Source organism: Acinetobacter sp. GW821-FHT01E09 (genome assembly GCF_059422385.1).
Window position 1 is genome coordinate 1,813,826 of sequence record NZ_JBWKWU010000001.1, and the last position, 17,712, is coordinate 1,831,537.

A 17,712-nucleotide genomic window follows, 5' to 3' on the forward strand; every position below is an offset into this window, starting at 1 on the left:
AAACAATGAAAGGGTTTATTTAGGAGTTTTTATGAACGCATCAACAGAAAAAGTGATCAGTAGCAGTTTAATGCAACGCTTGAAACAAGAAACACTGGCAGAGCATGAACGTATGGAAATCTTGATGCAGCAATCAGGCGCGTTTGAGAGTAAAGAAAATTATGCGCAATTCACCCTGTCGCAATATTATTTTCAGAAAGATGTTGAACATCTTTATCAAGATTCACAGGTTGAACAATTGATTCCCGATTTAGATGTGCGTGGGCGTTCCGATGCAGCTTTACAGGATTTAGCTGATTTAGGTTTAACGCCTCAGCAGCAGGGTATTGTAACCGATGAAATTAGTTTTCCACAATCTTTGGGCTGGATTTATGTTTCAGAAGGTTCAACTTTAGGCGCAGCATTTTTACTCAAAGAGGCTCAGGCTAGATTTGGCTTTAATGCTGATTTTGCTGCACGTAACTTAGCGGCATATCCAGAGGGTCGTGGATTAGTGTGGAAGCGTTTCAAGCAAAGCCTAGATGATGCAAATTTTAGTTTAGAGGAACAGCAATCGATTATTGAGGGAGCTATGCAAGGCTTTCATCGTTTTGGTGAACTTTTAGCACAATTAAAAACACTGAAATAAATAATTGATGATGGATAAAGGAAATCAAGCAATGAAGCAAACGGGGTCAGAGACCAATCTAAATACCAGCATTTCTATGTCGGAGCCGAGACTTGCAAAGTCATGGTTGGTTCGCTGGATCTGTATTGCACTGGCAGGGTTATGTCTGGTCTTAGGGACGATCGGTTTGGTGGTCCCTGGTTTGCCTACGTTTGATTTTTATTTTCTTGCGACGTTATTTGCTGCAAAGGGTTCGCAGCGAATGCATCAGTGGATTGTCAATAATAAAGTCATTGCTCCAATTTTACAGCAATGGCAACTCAAACGAACTTTGCCCGTAAAAGTAAAACTATTTTCTTTGGCCAGTATGAGTGTGGCTGCTGGAATTTTAATTTGGACTGTGCCTCATCCATGGGCAGTAGGGACCATTGTTTTGATGATGGTTTGTGTGCAATTGTGGATGTGGTTAAAAGCATAAATGAGGATAATCTCAGGATGGAAATCTTTGAATATTATAAAAATACTGAAGAACTTAAACGCTTGCTGTTGCAAGCAAACTTAAAAGTAACCACAACACGATTAACTGTACTGAATATTTTAAGAAATGCACAACGAGAGCTGACAGCAGCCGAAATTTTGTATAGTCCAGATTTAAAAGTGAAAAAATTATCTTTTGCTGGTGTCTATCAAACCCTGAAACAGCTTGTTAAAGCAGGATTGTTGGTTAAATTTAAGCTGGGCAGTGAACAAGCATTATATTCATTCAAGGGAAGTCAAACCAATATGAGAATATATTGTAAAAAGTGTAGTCAGTTGCAACAAATTAATGATGAGGCTTTAGAGCAGCAAATTCGAGGACTTATTTTAGAACATGGTGCAAGTTCATATCATCTTGTTATAGAAAAACCCTCTTGTCCTTATTGTAGTCATTAAAATAACATGCCAAAGGGTAGATTATTTTATGATAAAAATATCCATAAATAATAAATCGGAATTTAAACTGAATGATAACCAAGATATTGAGGTTCAATGGGCATTAACTATTGATAATTTAACTTTATTTTTTAAGTATATTAAATGATCAAATAGAACATAAGGATGTACATAAACTAAAAAATAATCATATATACGGGGATTTTCTCTCAGGGTATCTTGACATTTAAATGATAATTATTATCATTTAATAGACCATCAAAGAGTTGATCCTATTGTGAACAAAAATCCTGCATTTGTAGATCAATTGTACCGTAATCACCAATCTTGGTTGCATCAATGGCTTAGAAAAAAAGTAGGCAATAGTGAGCAAGCCGCAGATTTGGTACAAGATACGTTTATTAAAATTCTGCAAACGCGTGATGAACTTTTTGGAGTAAAAGAACCTCGTGCATATCTGGTGACTATTGCCAGAAATTTAATGATTGATCAGGTGCGCCGTAAGCGCATAGAGCAAGCTTATCTGAATGAATTAAGTCAGATGGAATATATTCTGGATACAATTCCTTCACCAGAAGATCAGCTTCAAATTGTTCAAGCGATTGACCAGATTTGTCAGGCTTTGATACGCGTCTCTGAAAAAGCACAACAAGCTTTTGTGCTCCATTATTTTGAAGGTTTAACCCATAAAGAAATTGCAGAAATCATTGGTGTTTCAACCAAGATGATTCAAAAATATCTAGCAACGTGCCTCGTGCAATGCTACGCACTGAAACAAGAGAAGGATTTGTTTGAGTAAATGATTGAAGAAGAGAAGAGTAAGCAAAAATTAATCGAAGAAGCAGCGGAATGGATTGTGCTGCTGAGTACCGATGATGATTTACTCAAAAGGACAGCGCAAACAGATTTTGATGCTTGGAAAAGCAAGAGTCCACAACGCCAAAAAATTGCTCAAGATATCGAGCAATATATTACTTCGATTCAAAAACTGGTACAGAATCCACAACAACAGAAAATGACCCAATCTGTATTAAAAACTGGTTTACATAGTGCCCGTAAGCAAAAAAATATGCGCTATGGTGGAATTTTAACGGTGATATTGTGTTGCGTAGGGGATATTTATAGTTATTTTATTTATCATCCAGTGTCATATCTAACCGCCGATATTAAAAATCATGCAGGAGAATGGAAAACCCAAACCTTAGCAGACGGTTCACAACTTAAACTCAGTGGTCAGAGTGCGGTTAATCTAGACTTCTCAGCAAATCAGCGTGTTGTGGAGTTGGTTCAAGGGGAAATATTTGTAGATGTGGCCAAAGACAAAGCCCGTCCTTTTATTGTCAAAACCCAATATGGTCAAATTGAAGCATTGGGAACTGCATTTAGTGTTCAATATCAGCCAGACGCGACTGGGCTTAAAATGCTACATTCCAAAGTGAAAGTTCAGTCCTCGAAACAAGAGTTAGATCAAACCAAAACATCTTCTGTGATTGTGACAGCAGGGCAAGAAGTCATACTTGATCGAAATGGTATACAACCTATACATACTTTTAATTTATACAATGAACAGCAGAAATGGAATCAACGGCATTTGATTGTTGAAAATATGTCTTTGTCAAAAGTGCTAAATGAGTTGAATCGAAACAGCAAAGAAAAAATTATATTTAACGCTGCAAAGTTAGAAAAAATTAAGGTCAATGCTGTATTACCTTTAGATCATACCGAAAGTGCATTGCAATTATTAAGCAGTGTATTCCCTCAGCTAAATGTCTATCAAATCACCCCATATTTCACAGTTGTGACTTTGCAATAAACAGCATGATTTAAGCACTTGGTTTGAATCATGCTGTTTAGCTTTAAATTAAGCCTAAAATTCTAGGATAAAATTCATATCGTTTTTAATAATTGATTGATAAATATGACAAATAATAATTTTGTGAAAATAAAAGATAGATCATTTAAATTTATTTTGAATAAATGGTTCCACTTTTTCAATTCTTGTACGTCATAGTAAGTAGAAGCAAATATTAGGAATACATTTAATTTAATATATTGAATGATTCTTATTTACATTTACTGGAGCGTAAAATGAGTGAAGCTGTTTGCGGTCAAAAGCATCCAAAATATTCTTTCAAAGTGACATCATTGGCATTGGCGATTCATCTCGTTTGTGTGGGTGTAGCAATAACAGTCGTGACACAAAGCACTTATGCGCTCAGTACAGAAACGCAGTCATATCATATTCCAGCGGGTTCACTTGCCAGTGTTCTGAATACCTTTGCCGAGCAAGCGGGGACCTCGATTGCAATTGATGCAAATCAGCTCAAAGGTAAAAGTAGCTTAGGTTTAAGTGGACAATATAATTTAGAAAATGGCTTTCAACATATTTTAGCAGCAACCGAGTTTACTGTGGTGAAAGTCGGAAATGGCTATATATTGAAGCATGTGGATAAAGCTGAAATTAGACCCATTCCAGTACAATCTCAGCCGATGATAGCTGATCAAGAAAATGTCGTACAACTTAGCCCAATGACTGTTTTTGGCACAGTCAGTCGCGATACAAAAGGGCAGAATGATGTTTATGATCAAGATATTTCTAGCGTTTATGCCAGCAAAGAGCAAATAGAACGATATAAAGGTGCTCAGCCAGCAGACTTATTCAAGGGAATGGTCGGCGTATACAGTGGTGATGCCCGAAACAGTGGTGCTTTAGATCCAAGTATACGTGGTGTTCAAGGACCGGGCCGTGTTCCTGTCCTTATTGATGGGACAGAACAGGCACTCACTGTATGGCGTGGCTATAACGGTGCGAATAATCGGAGTTATATTGACCCTAATTTAATCGGTGGGCTACAAGTCATTAAGGGGCCTTCCATCACACGCAATGTAAATACAGGTGTGGGTGGTGCGGTCGTTATTCATACTCTAGCTGTAGATGATGTTTTAAAGGAAGGTAAAAATTTTGGTGGGGAGATAAAAGTAGAAACCAGCAGCAATGCAGTGAAACCTAGAGAACCACAATTACTCACAGGTCAAAGCATTTATGATAATCCAAATTATCCAGCTACAGGAACGGACTGGCAAGGCAATCCAGTGTTCGAGCCTTATTATGATCCATCCTTATTTAAAGTAGCACGGCAGAATAAAGAAAATAATATTTATTCAGGCGATGATGTTGCAACACGTATTGCTTTGGCAGGACGCAGTGATAATTTTGAAGTTTTGGCTGCTTATGCTTATCGTAATAAAGGCAATCACTTTGCAGGAAAAAATGGCAGTGATTTTTATGATAAACCTGCCACAGGACGATTTAATTACGTTCCATATCTTGCCAAAGTTTACCCGGGAGGTACAGAAGTTCCCAATACATCCCTTGAAACAGAATCTTATTTGTTAAAAGCGGCGTGGAAACCCACAGATGAACAGCGTTTAGAGTTCGGTTATCGGGACAGTTCAATCATCAATGGAGAAATTTTACCTTCACGAATTGCTTGGGGTGAAGTCGTCAAAAATAAAGCAGGGGTACCACAATGGCCTTTAAGTCATATCGACTCCAAAGCCTATAATATGGAATACAAATATCAACCTCAAAACAATAATTTAGTCGATTTCTACGGCAATATTTGGCGGACTGATACTAAGAGTCATACCTATAGTTCAGGTGGATTTCCCAATGATACCAATGCAAACTTGGGTGTTTTTGTGAACAGTGCTACCGCAAACTCAGACAATACTCGCCAAGGAATGACCTTAAGTAATAAGTTTAAATTGCTGTCTAATCTGGGTTTAACTGTTGGGGGGAGTTTTCAAAAAGAAAAACTTAGTTCGGATGATATTTATAAAGACCCGAATATTAACGGAACAAATTCGGGTTATAGGATGTTACCGAGAGCAGGTCGTCGAGAAGAAAAAGAATTTAATTTTAACTTTGACTATCAACCTGTCACATGGCTGAATTTAAACGCAGGTGCAAGATATCAAAACTATTGGGCCTTTGATGATTTTCTTAATGAACGAGTCAATGCGGGTGATCCCCAGTTTAGCCTGATTAAAAAAGCCACGGCATTAAGTATGACTTATTTTACTAAACGCCCAAATATGACACCAGAACTTGAACAGCAAACACGAGAAAGTATTGAGGCTCTTGCTTTAGCGGAAGGTTGGACTGAGGAGCGCAAGCAGGCTCGAATTTTAAGTCGAATTTATCAGAAATCTAATAAAATTGATTACAAAATGGATAACCGTGGAAAATTAACCATTGCCAATAATCCCTTTTTAAATGGGACCTTAGTACAAGGTCGGGATTATGGATATTATTCTGGTAGTGGCATTCCTAGCAGTTATGAAGATATTGATTTAACCAAAACAGGTGTGCAAAAAAGCAAAGATCATGGTTGGACACCGACAGCTTCAGCAACGGTTAATTTTAGCCCCAATAGTCGAATGTATTTACGTTATAGCGAAGCTTATAGAATGCCAAGTATGTTTGAAAGCACGATTGGGTTTTCTGGAACCTTAAGTGGTTATAAGTTACAGCCAGAGCATGCATCAAATTATGAATTGGCCTATGTTCATAATCTATCTGAGTTATTTAAAAATAGCAGTTATGCAGATATTAAGTTGGCTTATTACTATAACAAAACCAAGAATGCGATTGAACGTAGTCCAACTTTGGCATTTAGCAATGTCGATAGCCTTACCACAGAAGGATTAGAACTGCAAAGTCGCTTTGACAATGGGCGTTTCTTTACTGACTTAAGTGCCAATTATCGTTTTAAAAATAAAGTTTGTGATGAAAACTCAGCGATGCTTTTAGGGGCGAGCCACCAGTTTTTATTAAATCGTTGTGTTGATGATGGATTTGTAGGCGGATATTTAGTCAGTATGGCAACCCCAAAATATTCAGTTAATTTAACACTTGGTGGACGATTCTTTGATCAAAAACTTGAAGTCGGAACTCGTGCGAGTTATCACCATAAGTATGAAAATCCTGAAACTAAAAACTATAACGATATAGAGATGAGTTATTACGCCAATACCCCTTTGGCATGGAACTCAATGACCATTGTGGATGCTTATATCAATTATCGACTTAAACAAGACACCTTATTTGAACTGGTGGGGACTAATCTCACTGACGAATTCTATATTGATCCATTAACTCGTTCGGCAATTGCAGCACCAGGTCGAACATTTAAGCTAAGCATTACCCATAAGTTTTAAGGAACTTAGAGGTAATTAACCAAATTTATTGCACTTGGTGTGCAATAAATGTGTGGAAAATAAGACACGTACTCCTTGATTTTACACTTGAATTTAAAAATTAAAATCAGTGCAGCACATGTTTTATTTTTAATGATAATCATTAAGACTTTTATTTTTATTCTTAATGATAAAACTTTAAAACTCATATCGAGGAACTTAAAATGAAACTTCAATCTATCTCATTGGCTATTTTACTATCTGTTGGTTTAGTGGGTGTTGCACAAGCAGCTGTTGTAGGTGAATCAAGTGATATTGGTAATATTGTAGTTGGTTCTACAGGTTCACTTGGACCGACTCATCCAAACTCAGGTGTTGGTTTTGGTGTTAACACTCTTTATAACGGTGCAATTGTTGCATTCTCAGGTTTTAACGGCTATGCAGATGGCAATGGCGTTGTACGTCTAAGCCCGTACTTACCTGGGCTTCCAGCGTCTCATGCTGGGATTGGTTATGCCAACTATAAACAAGTGCCTACACAAGACGTTTGGTTTGGTGAGTGGAATGCCGAAGCCAAAGATGCCAGCGGTAAGCGTTTAGGTACGGTTGATCCAGCAACACACACTGTTTATTACAATGGTAAAGATGCGGATACCAGCGTACCGTCTACAGGTACTGCAAATTATAGTGTTCAAGGTGTCAATAATTATAATGGCTCTAATTTATTGTCAGGTACTTTTACCGCTAACTTTGCAACCAAACAGTTAACGGGTTCATTGAGCGATAGTTCACGTACCTTTAATTTGGGTACTGCAACAATTAATAACGATGCAACGATTAGTGGTTCAAATGCATCTTGGACGACTAATCCGTCAGCTGGTGCAGGGACAGTTTCAGGTCAATTCTATAATAGCCAAAGCAGCTTAGCTGGAATTGCAACATTTAACAATAATGTGCATGACGTTGCTTTTGGTGGAAAAAAATAATGATTTAAATGAGAAAGGCTTACTTCGGTAAGTCTTTCTTTTTTTATTCTATCTGGTGAGATTATAGATGAAAAAAATAGTATTGCTTGGTGCCGTATTGCAGTGTGGACAATGTGTTTATGCAGCGGATGATACCAGTATCAGGTTAAATCAGGAAATTAGCCAACAGCAATATCAAAATGATAAGAAACTACTCAAATCAGAAGACCCTAAGAACACACAAGCATTACCGAATCTGATCATACAAGGTCAAGAATATGTGGTTAAGGATGAACCCGCAGAAGTTGCATATGCACTTTACTTGGCAGTGATGCAAAAACAATGGCAAGTGGCTTTAAGCTATCTTGAAAAATATAAAAAATTTCCAAATTATGATCAGGCCTTGACTGAGTTCGCTGAGGGCGTTATGGCACGAACACAGGGGAACTTAAGTTTAGCTGAGAGTAAACTTAAACATAGCCAAGAGATTCAATCCAATAATTTAATGACCCAACTTGAGCTGGCTCGTGTCTATACCGAACAACAAAAAAATCAGCAAGGTCAACAGTTATTTCAGCAGATTCAATCTCAACTTGCTCTGTCTACAGATCCCGCTGCCCACGGTATTGGTCAAACCGTAGAGATGTATCTCAAAGGGCTTAAACAACGAGATGAATGGCATGGTTCATTGGCGTTTGGTTCACGTTATGCCAGTAATGTTAATAATGCTTCCGATAAATACGACATCATTACGTATTATGGCATTGACCCTGAGACTAAGAAGGTCGTTCCTATTGAACAAGTAAAGCGTGGCACACCTGACGCGATCAGTGCGCAAGGTTTGGACTATGAAGCGACCTTAACTAAACGATGGTCGCTTTCTGGACAACATGGTATTGCATTGCGTGGATTATTCTATGGTCAAGTTTATCCAGAGCAGACAGATTATAATGAATTAACTTTTAACTTTAATGCGGGTTATAGTTATTACAACGAACGTAATCAAGTCTTGATTGCACCCGTATTTGAACATAAATACTATGCCCACGACCCGCTGTATAGTGCCTATGGGTTAAGGGGCGAGTGGATGCGTTTTATCTCTAACGACAAAGCCGTCAAGTTAGAAGTCGAAATGAGAGACATAAAATATTCCCAATATAAAGACCAAAGTGGCTTGGAATATTCAGTCTATTCAACCTTTTGGAAAATTTTACCGAAAAACTGGACGCTATTTGGTGGACTGGATTTTGTCGACCATAATACCCAAGAACAATATTTTACGGCTTATCAACAACAAGGTGTACGTTTAGGCCTTTCCAAAAACTTTGAGTCAGGTTTTAACGCAAATTTGTTTAGTTCTTTCCGTTGGCGTCAATTTGATAAATTTACTCCAGTGTTGGAGGCTAGACGACATGATTTTGAACAAAATTATACTTTGATTCTAAGTGCACCACGCTGGGCTTTTTATGGTTTAACACCTAATCTCACTTATCAATATAATCAAAATAACAGCAATGTAGAGTGGCTATATTCTTATGATAAACACAATGTCAGTTTAAAGTTGGAGCATCGGTTTTAAAATATTGTAGAGGTTTTATTACTGAATTCTAATTTAGGCATTTATATAGCCAAATTGAATTTCAATAAATCTTAGTTTTAAATGGGTCTAAGATATAGAGGAAATCTGTTGATTTCCTCTATTCATTCATCATTTATTGAGCAAGAAAGCTGACAGCTTCCTCAATCAAGTCTGAAATTTCTTTTGGATGTGATGCCAAAGAAGCATGACTTGCATCTAGCGAAATCACTTTTTTTGCATTTAAGCGTGCAGACATGACTTTTTGATTTTCAGGGTGGATCATTCGGTCTTGAGTCGAGATTTGATACCAAGATGGTTTCGTTTTCCATGCTGGCGTGGAAATCGTATCGCCAAAAGTGCTTGCTACTGGCGCTTTTTGGGTGACACCCATTGCAAACCCTTCATCTTTGGTTAAATCCTGACAGAAACTTTCATGGAATTTATCTGCTTTAAGCCAGAGATAACCATCACTGTCTGGTTCTAAGTTTGGTGCAGCTTCAGGTAAATGTTGTTGAGTAATGCCACCAGGGCTTTCGTTTGAGTCAGGCGCAAAAGCAGCAATATAAACAAGACCTATGACATTCGCTTGATTGCCAACTTCAGTAATTACAGCGCCACCATATGAGTGACCAACCAGAAGCACATCTCCTTTAACTTGCGCAATCATTTTTCTTGTTCGTTCAACATCTTCAGCCAGTGAGCTAAGCGGGAGTTCTACTGCACGTAATGATTCATAACCTCGGTGAGACAGCTCAGTTACCACTTTACTCCAATGAGCAGCGCCTCCCCAAAATCCGTGTACGAATATAATTGTTGGTTTATTACTCATGTGTGTCTCCTAGCTAAATGCTATTGTATTTGTTGAGCTAAATGATTGAAGACTTTCTGTATAAAGATTGGATAGATACTGGATGTAATTTTTATACTCAAAAAAGCTTCTATAAGCGATTATTCATGTTTAAATTCACTTTAACAATAACAGAAACACCAATGTTTTTGCAGAAACACTTTTTAGGAATTGTGACAAAAAATGAGAGATGAATATGCTGAAAAAAGTGCTTTAACGGATATATTCTTTGATATTTATCAGTTTGCAAAAATATCAGGTGAGATCTATGACTTCGCGCGATTTACAGATCAACAACAGTTAAGCTTTAAACAGGATTGTGCATATATCCATATCGTTCAGCAGGCGACATGCAGACTTAAAGTTACATGCGCTAATCTAGATCTGGTTTTAAAAGCAGGGGATATTATTGTTCTACCTTCGGCTGGAGAACACACGATTGAATTGTTGGATGCTGAAAACCAAGCAGCCTCTGTGATTAGCTGTATTTTTAAACTTAGTGGGATTTATGGTACAGCTATAATCGAGGGGTTGCCTCGCTATATTCATGTCCCATCACACAATGATACGGATAAAATTGCAGAATGGGTGCCAATGACTGTTGCTGCGATAAAGCTTGAGCTTGAACATCCTAGCCTTGGTAGCCAAGTGATGCTTTCACGGATTATCGATCTTCTATTGGTGTGGTCAATACGGTCTTGGTTAGCAAAGGCAACCATTGAACATAAAAGCTGGATTGTTGCTTTACGTGACCCAGCGATTAGTAAAGCATTATCTTTGCTGCATGATCGTCCTGCTTATGCATGGGATGTAGAAAATTTGGCTCAATCCACCCATCAATCTCGTTCAAGTTTTGCTAAAAAATTTGTTGAACAAGTCGGTGTTTCTCCAATTCAATATTTAAAAAATTGGCGGATGAGACTGGCAAGTCAGTTTCTAAAAGAGACAGACAAAAATATCTTTCAAATTGCTGAATTAGTAGGATATAGCTCACAAGCAGCATTCACTCGTGCTTTCACACAAACATATGGATGTGCACCGAAAGTATTTAGAGCGTCATTGATACAAAGTGATCTATAAATACAAATGATCAAATTTAGTTTTTATGCTTTAAACGTGTTTTAACACTGAATCGTACTTAGCCAAACTGATCTGGAACAGCAATAAAACTTAAAGATTTAGGCTGGATTTTAGATTTTTATTAAAGACTTGCTTAGATTGATTAATGTCATAAATGTAATTCCCAAGACCGTGAATTGTATAGTTTCGGCCTCTAGAATGAAATGATATCTCAATGGGAAGAATGACATGAAAACTTTAATCAGATTAGCTGTTATTGGTCTTTGTAGTGTTTCAAGTTTAAGTTTTGCATCACATCAAAATACGCAAGAAATACGCATTGATCACTTTGGTACAGGTAGCGATGGAGATAATACGTCAGGTCTTTTATTGAAAGAGCCAATAAAGCTGGTGCCTTATTCAAAACTTGATCAAAATAAGGAGCCGAGAATTGAACATTATGGCACAGGCAATGATGGAGACAATACCACAGGGTTATTATTAGTCGATCATGAAAAGTACTATGCGGCAAACACATCTACTGTGCAAGTTGATACTGTACGTATAGATCATTACGGTACTGGAAATGATGGAGACAATACCACGGGCTTGCTCCTCAAAGATTGATTTACAAAAAATATAGAAGCTTGTTGATAAGTAAGATCAACAAAGATAAAAAATGGGTGTAATCAATACACCCATTTTTTATTTAAACCAACTAGTATTATTGTGCTGCTTTTTCAGCTGCGATTGAAGCAATTGCTGCATCAATACCGTCAATAGAATCTGCAGCTTTTTTAATACGAGCAAGTGCATCAACAAGTACTTCATCAGCAGTTGCATAAGAAATACGCATATAGCCGCCTAAACCAAAAGCATCACCAGGAACAACAGCAACACCAGTTTCTTCCAACAACCATTCTGAGAATTCTGTGCAAGATTTTAAACCTTTTGCACGAATCAAAGGACGAATGTTGGCATAAGCATAGAATGCGCCATCAGCAGGTAAGCAGCTAATCCCTTGAATTTCATTCAAACCATTCACAACTAAATCATGACGACGTTTGAATGCTTCAATCATCGGTTGAAGTACATCCTGAGGACCATTCAATGCAGCTTCAGCAGCAACTTGTGAAATCGAAGTTGGGTTTGAAGTTGATTGTGATTGGATTTTTTTCATTGCGCCAATCAATTTTGCAGGTCCTGCTGCATAGCCGATACGCCATCCAGTCATTGCATATGCTTTAGATACACCGTTAAGCACGATAACACGCTCATAAAGATCAGGCGCTACAGTCGCAATATTGTAGAACTCATCATCCCAACGGATCGGCTCATACATATCATCAGAAGCAACATAAACTTGAGGATATTTACGGAGCACTTCTGCTAAAGCTTCAAGCTCAGCTTTGCTGTAGATCATGCCTGTTGGATTTGAAGGGCTATTTAAAACCACCAAACGTGTTTTGTCTGTAATCGCAGCTTCTAGTTGAGCAGGTGTAATCTTGAAACGTTGTTCTTCACCACATTTCACGATGACAGGAACACCTTCAGCAATGATCACCATATCTGGATAGCTTACCCAATATGGTGCTGGAATAATGACTTCATCACCTTTGTTTAACAAAGCAAGTGCTAAGTTAAAGAAAGACTGTTTACCACCGCAAGACACTAAAATCTGATTTGCAGCATAGTCAAGATTGTTATCACGTTTTAGCTTCGCAATAATTGCTTTTTTAAGGCCTGGTGTACCATCAACAGCGGTATATTTGGTAAAACCGTTGTTAATCGCTGTAATAGCAGCATCTTTGATGTGTTGTGGGGTGTCAAAATCTGGTTCGCCAGCGCCCAATCCGATTACATTTTTACCCGCAGCTTTTAATTCAGCAGCTTTGTTGGTAACAGCAAGCGTTGGAGACGGTTTGATGGCATTTACACGATCAGAGAGACGTACGTCCACGGCATTATTCCTTCTTATAGGGATTAAAAAAATAAAAAGCACATTATCATAGCCTAATTTTTCATGTTTGGTCGTCTAATATCTATGCAAATTCAATAAATATTCATCAAAAGCAGAAATTAATGTATCAAGAGAATACAAATAAAAGCGAAAGTTTAAGAGCACTCGCATCAAAGCTGAAATTTACGTACAATATAGCCAGTTAAAATTGAGTGAATCACATGAGCACCCAAAATACTCCCAAAAAGAAGCCATTGGTGAATTTACCATTTCCAATGCCATCATCTTTAGAAAATGATGATGATGTTGCCCACAACAACGTCCGTCCTAAACCTGAGCAATATGCAGATCGTACTTGGATGCCACCTCGTGGTACACGCCGTTCGATGGGAAAACGCTAAGTGTTTGAGATATAAAAATAGGTGCTTGATGCACCTATTTTTATAATAAGAATTAAAAAGAATATTTTTATTAAGGCTATAACATTTATCCTTATGAATTATTAAGCACTACCATTTAACATTTCCGTGACATATTCATAATAATTTTTTTTCTTTTGATACATCAATAAATCTGCACGTTTCAACATATTGTCTATACTTTCATTTGCAGATGTTGTTGCATAACCAATGGCAATACTAATAGGCTGTGACGAATAATATTGATTGTCGATATTGAGTAATTCTTCAATGGTCATAATCATCGATTCGACGGTCTGTTCATTTGCCGCAGGCATAAGAATCACAAACTCATCTCCACCAATACGGGAAGCGGTATAACTTGTATTGGCAATGGTGCGAGTCAGAATATTGCCCATTCGTCGCAGTAATTCATCACCGACATCATGACCCAACTGATCATTGATGGCTTTTAAACCGTTCATATCAATAAAAATGGCTGAAGTCGGACGCAGTACACCACGCTCTAAACGATTAATTTCTTCGGTATAGAACGAACGATTGAATAATTTAGTCAGAACATCATGTTTCCCTAGATATTCCAAATACGTTTCTGCTTTTTTTCGTGCAGTAATATCAGTCAATGCAACTTGCACCAGACTCCAGTCATGCTCATAACCCGGGAAAACAGTGAATTGGAGCAATACATTTCGTACTGAACCATCCAGTGCATAATTTACAGCTTCGCGTTGATGATGAATTTTACCATTCCAGAGTTCAATCAATTGCTCACGGAAAGTCTGATACATCTCTTTTGCAAATACTTTATTTAAGTTTTTAAACAGCGTTTCTTTGTCTTTGGCTTTAAATAAATCAAGGGTAGCTTGATTGACATCCAATAAGATGATGTCTTCGATACACTGGTTTACAAAGTCGGTATGCACATCTAAGAAGGTGCGAAAATCTTCGATACCAATTTCACGGAGTTGATCTATACGGAGTCTTACACGACTAAAATCTTCAACCCACAATGAGGTAGGCGAGTAAATAAAGCGAGATTCTGCCAGTTGGCGATTTTTTTCTTCTAAACGGCGCGCATTTTGATAGTCAGTAATATCTTCAGTGGTGATTAATACTCGGTCTAAACTGACTTCTGAACCCGGCATGATGATACCGCGTAATTTGATATCTAATTTTTTGCCTGAGATCGTGTAATTGACGGTGGTATTTGAAAATTCAGCTTCTCCATTCCAAAGCGCAACCAGTTCTTTGATATGTGAATGAAGCATTTCTTTCTGAAAAATAATATTTAAATTCTGATACAGGTGTTGCTGATTTCTGGCTTCAAATAAATCTAAGGTTTTTTTATTGACATGAAGAATCTTAATTTTATGTGCGCAAGCCGTAATCTGATCTGGATTTTCTTCTAAAAAGCTTTGAAGATTTGTGATTCCTTGGCTTTTCCATTGATTAAATTGTTCTCTTACTTCGCTATAGTCCTCTATCCACATCGGGGTAGGTGATATATCAAAAATAGAAGAATCAGAAAATTCCATTATAAGATTCTCGTGTGTTGAGCGGTGATCTAGAATGTTTGAAATATATCCTAAAAAAGAGCGATATAAAATAATAAAATCCAAGTTATTTATTACTTATTGTATTTTATGATCGCTGGTTATCCTTTCATTGGATTTACATTGTGGTTGGTTAATTTCAATTAATTTTTTAATCTTGCAATGCTATTAATCGGCATTCAATAAATAATACGCTTGCTTATCTTGATACATAATTTGATCTGCTTTTTTTAATAAATCATCAATATTTTTATAATGGCTTGTTGTCGCATAACCAATCGCAACATGAATTGGATGTTGAGGATTGTTCAGTCGATCTATCTCTAATTCTTGTTGAATGATCTTCAATAATGTTTCTATATGTAGATGATTTGATTCAGGCATAAGAATCACAAATTCATCACCACCAATACGTGAAACAGAATAAGGTGTTTTGATGGTGGATTTTTTTAACAGATGTGCAAAACGTTGAATCAGTAAGTCGCCGACATGATGTCCCTGTAAATCATTCACTCTTTTTAAACCATTGATGTCTAAATACATACATGAAAGTGAATTAAATTTTTGAGATTGTAAGCGTTGAATTTCAGCAATAAAAAATGTTCGATTATATAACTGCGTTAATTGATCATGTTTACTGGCATGTTGCAGATGATCTTCTAATTTTTTTCGTTCCGTTAAATCGGTAAATGCAATTTGTACAGTATCCCAGTTATGTTTTGAATCTGGAAAAATAACAAACTGTTCGAGTACATGCAGCAAATCTCCATTGATTGACTGATATTCACATTCTCGTTTAAGTTGATGATGATCATTCCATAAATGTAATAATTGTTTATGAAAATTTTGTTGATAATTCTCTCTAAAAATATGATTTAAATGCTGATAAAAATGTTGTTCATTGTCGGCATTAAATAAGTCCAGTAAAGCTTGATTTACACCCACTGATCGGATGCTTTCAAAACAAAGAAATAGAAAATCTGGATTTTGCTGAATATATTGATCTAAGTCCGTGACATTATTCGCTACTAATTGATTAAATAATGATTTTATTTTGCTGTAGTCTTTGATCCAGAGGGCAGTGGGCGAATGCAAAAATAGGGATTCTGCAATCCGGCGTGCATTTTGACACTGAGAGATATCTTCCGTGGTTAATAAAACTCGATCCCAACTTTGATTGGCATCCGTTAAAATATTGGCTCTAAGTTGGATATCAATTTTTTTGCCTTTGCAGCTAAGGTTGACCACTTGAATCGAACAGTCCTGTTCTTTATTCCAAAGTGCTGAAAAAAATTGGATATGTAAGAGTTCAGTATTTTCGGTATGCATTTCTGGAAATTTTTCTAAAATCTCTGCTAAATCATGAGCTTCATATAAAATCAGGGTGCTTTTATTGATATGAATGGTACGAATCGCCGCCAAACAGGGTTTTAAACGGCTGGTGTCTTCCAATAGATGTTGCTTAATATCGGAAATACCTTGCGCAGTCCATTCATCAAATATTTTTTTTATACCACTAAAATCTTGTAGCCACATGGCAATTGGAGACAAATTAAATATCGTTAAATCCATTTGCTCCATATATTTTCCAATATCTCTTTTATTTATTTAGGGATTAATGACATTTTATCAATGCCTTGCGTTGTTTTCTAAGATTGAGTAGGCAAGGCATGAAACCGAGTTGTTCAATTAAAAATAATCAAAGCATTTTACTTTTTAGCCCGATGTTCTGCTTTTGGTGCAGCAATGGTACGCTGACCAGTCCATACTGCAATAAAGTCTGTTTCATTTAAATTATAAAGTTCTAAAAGCGCTAAAATAGCACCTCCAAAAATCATTGAACCTTCTGAATTAGACTGAAATTCAAATATTTTTCCATTTAAATTGTGCAGGATATCTTGTATTTCAAAAATACGATCTCGACCATTACTATCATTTGGATACATTGGCGTATTGAGAATAATCGTAGCAAGGCTTTTTTCAGCTTCAGTTAAATCTAAGCTTTGAATCTTTTGCTCTACATCTGAACTAAAAATGACGTCATCGGTTAAAAAACTATGCAGTAATTTTTGCGTGAGCTTAGGTAAGGTTTTTTCTACAAATGGGCGGAATGAAGCAGGGAAGATTACATTGCGTGAAATCCCTTTAAACATCGGTGCGATTTCTTCGACTTTATAGCCTGCAACGCCACAACCCACTGAAGTAATGAAATATTTCATCTTCGGGTGATTTTTTGTATAGATTTTAAAATCATCAATATAGTGTTGAATTTGTGAAAGGGGCATTTGTTGTAAATGTTCATTCATGGTCGGTATAGCAAAACTTTGTCCTGCCCAGCCACGTCCAACACCTTTGGTTGCACCAAAATGTAAATGTGCTGTTTTTGCCGCACCGCCTTGATGAGTACCCGCCATATTACTACCAAAAACAAACACAGTATCTTCTGGCAAAGTTTTGATTATGCTTTCATCATGATAGTGATATGTCATGTTTTTCAATCTTTTAATTGGCTTGTTTCCATGTTGCTATTGAAATAAAAAAGGGTCAAGGTATTTGTTGAATATTGTGTAAAAAGCCCCATCTAGAAT

At 37.0% G+C, this 17,712-nt stretch carries 16 protein-coding genes; 11 read left to right on the forward strand and 5 right to left on the reverse strand.

Annotation, left to right across the window (positions count from 1 at the left end; all coding sequences use genetic code 11):
* The first annotated feature begins 31 nt into the window (after positions 1-31).
* The 8 genes from AC07U8_RS08235 (at position 32) to AC07U8_RS08270 (ending at position 9,286) form a co-directional block, all read left to right on the forward strand.
* Complete coding sequence (locus tag AC07U8_RS08235; RefSeq protein WP_270384689.1) at positions 32-628, forward strand: biliverdin-producing heme oxygenase; 597 nt, start codon at positions 32-34, stop codon at positions 626-628.
* Positions 629-659: 31 nt separating this feature from the next.
* On the forward strand, positions 660-1,085 hold the full coding sequence (locus AC07U8_RS08240) for a YbaN family protein (RefSeq protein WP_004721341.1): 426 nt from the start codon (positions 660-662) through the stop codon (positions 1,083-1,085).
* Between the two features lie 17 nt (positions 1,086-1,102).
* On the forward strand, positions 1,103-1,540 hold the full coding sequence (locus AC07U8_RS08245; protein ID WP_004820653.1) for a Fur family transcriptional regulator: 438 nt from the start codon (positions 1,103-1,105) through the stop codon (positions 1,538-1,540).
* A 277-nt stretch (positions 1,541-1,817) separates the two neighbouring features.
* Positions 1,818-2,339, forward strand: a complete 522-nt coding sequence (locus AC07U8_RS08250) for a sigma-70 family RNA polymerase sigma factor (RefSeq protein ID WP_209826368.1) — start codon at positions 1,818-1,820, stop codon at positions 2,337-2,339.
* Entirely contained in the window at positions 2,340-3,353 is a 1,014-nt protein-coding gene (locus AC07U8_RS08255) for a FecR family protein (protein ID WP_494737676.1), read from the forward strand.
* 275 nt (positions 3,354-3,628) lie between these two features.
* A complete protein-coding gene (locus AC07U8_RS08260) occupies positions 3,629-6,763 on the forward strand; it encodes a TonB-dependent receptor (protein WP_494737677.1) in 3,135 nt (1,044 codons plus the stop codon).
* 203 nt (positions 6,764-6,966) lie between these two features.
* A complete protein-coding gene (locus tag AC07U8_RS08265; protein ID WP_004820661.1) occupies positions 6,967-7,728 on the forward strand; it encodes a Slam-dependent surface lipoprotein in 762 nt (253 codons plus the stop codon).
* A 67-nt stretch (positions 7,729-7,795) separates the two neighbouring features.
* The gene (locus AC07U8_RS08270) at positions 7,796-9,286 is read left to right on the forward strand and encodes a surface lipoprotein assembly modifier (RefSeq protein ID WP_494737678.1); all 1,491 of its coding nucleotides are present in this window, start codon (positions 7,796-7,798) and stop codon (positions 9,284-9,286) included.
* Positions 9,287-9,419: 133 nt separating this feature from the next.
* Here AC07U8_RS08270 and AC07U8_RS08275 read toward each other — a convergent pair whose 3' ends face one another.
* On the reverse strand, positions 9,420-10,115 hold the full coding sequence (locus AC07U8_RS08275) for an alpha/beta hydrolase (protein WP_494737679.1): 696 nt from the start codon (positions 10,113-10,115) through the stop codon (positions 9,420-9,422).
* A 201-nt stretch (positions 10,116-10,316) separates the two neighbouring features.
* Here AC07U8_RS08275 and AC07U8_RS08280 point away from each other — a divergent pair, with 201 nt between their 5' ends.
* Together AC07U8_RS08280 and AC07U8_RS08285 are read left to right on the forward strand one after the other, a co-directional pair.
* Complete coding sequence (locus tag AC07U8_RS08280; protein WP_494737680.1) at positions 10,317-11,213, forward strand: AraC family transcriptional regulator; 897 nt, start codon at positions 10,317-10,319, stop codon at positions 11,211-11,213.
* A gap of 228 nt (positions 11,214-11,441) precedes the next feature.
* On the forward strand, positions 11,442-11,819 hold the full coding sequence (locus AC07U8_RS08285) for a hypothetical protein (protein WP_004820668.1): 378 nt from the start codon (positions 11,442-11,444) through the stop codon (positions 11,817-11,819).
* 97 nt (positions 11,820-11,916) lie between these two features.
* Here AC07U8_RS08285 and AC07U8_RS08290 read toward each other — a convergent pair whose 3' ends face one another.
* Positions 11,917-13,152: a pyridoxal phosphate-dependent aminotransferase gene (locus AC07U8_RS08290; protein ID WP_004820670.1), complete on the reverse strand. Its 1,236-nt coding sequence runs from the start codon at positions 13,150-13,152 to the stop codon at positions 11,917-11,919.
* A 221-nt stretch (positions 13,153-13,373) separates the two neighbouring features.
* Here AC07U8_RS08290 and AC07U8_RS08295 point away from each other — a divergent pair, with 221 nt between their 5' ends.
* Complete coding sequence (locus tag AC07U8_RS08295) at positions 13,374-13,553, forward strand: hypothetical protein (RefSeq protein WP_004721316.1); 180 nt, start codon at positions 13,374-13,376, stop codon at positions 13,551-13,553.
* A 101-nt stretch (positions 13,554-13,654) separates the two neighbouring features.
* Here AC07U8_RS08295 and AC07U8_RS08300 read toward each other — a convergent pair whose 3' ends face one another.
* The 3 genes from AC07U8_RS08300 to AC07U8_RS08310 form a co-directional block, all read right to left on the reverse strand.
* A complete protein-coding gene (locus AC07U8_RS08300) occupies positions 13,655-15,106 on the reverse strand; it encodes a sensor domain-containing diguanylate cyclase (protein ID WP_494737681.1) in 1,452 nt (483 codons plus the stop codon).
* A gap of 186 nt (positions 15,107-15,292) precedes the next feature.
* Positions 15,293-16,696 (reverse strand): sensor domain-containing diguanylate cyclase, encoded by a 1,404-nt coding sequence (locus tag AC07U8_RS08305; protein WP_494737682.1) that lies wholly within the window; start codon positions 16,694-16,696, stop codon positions 15,293-15,295.
* Positions 16,697-16,833: 137 nt separating this feature from the next.
* The gene (locus tag AC07U8_RS08310) at positions 16,834-17,613 is read right to left on the reverse strand and encodes an A1S_2505 family phage non-structural protein (RefSeq protein ID WP_096733844.1); all 780 of its coding nucleotides are present in this window, start codon (positions 17,611-17,613) and stop codon (positions 16,834-16,836) included.
* Positions 17,614-17,712: the final 99 nt, after the last annotated feature.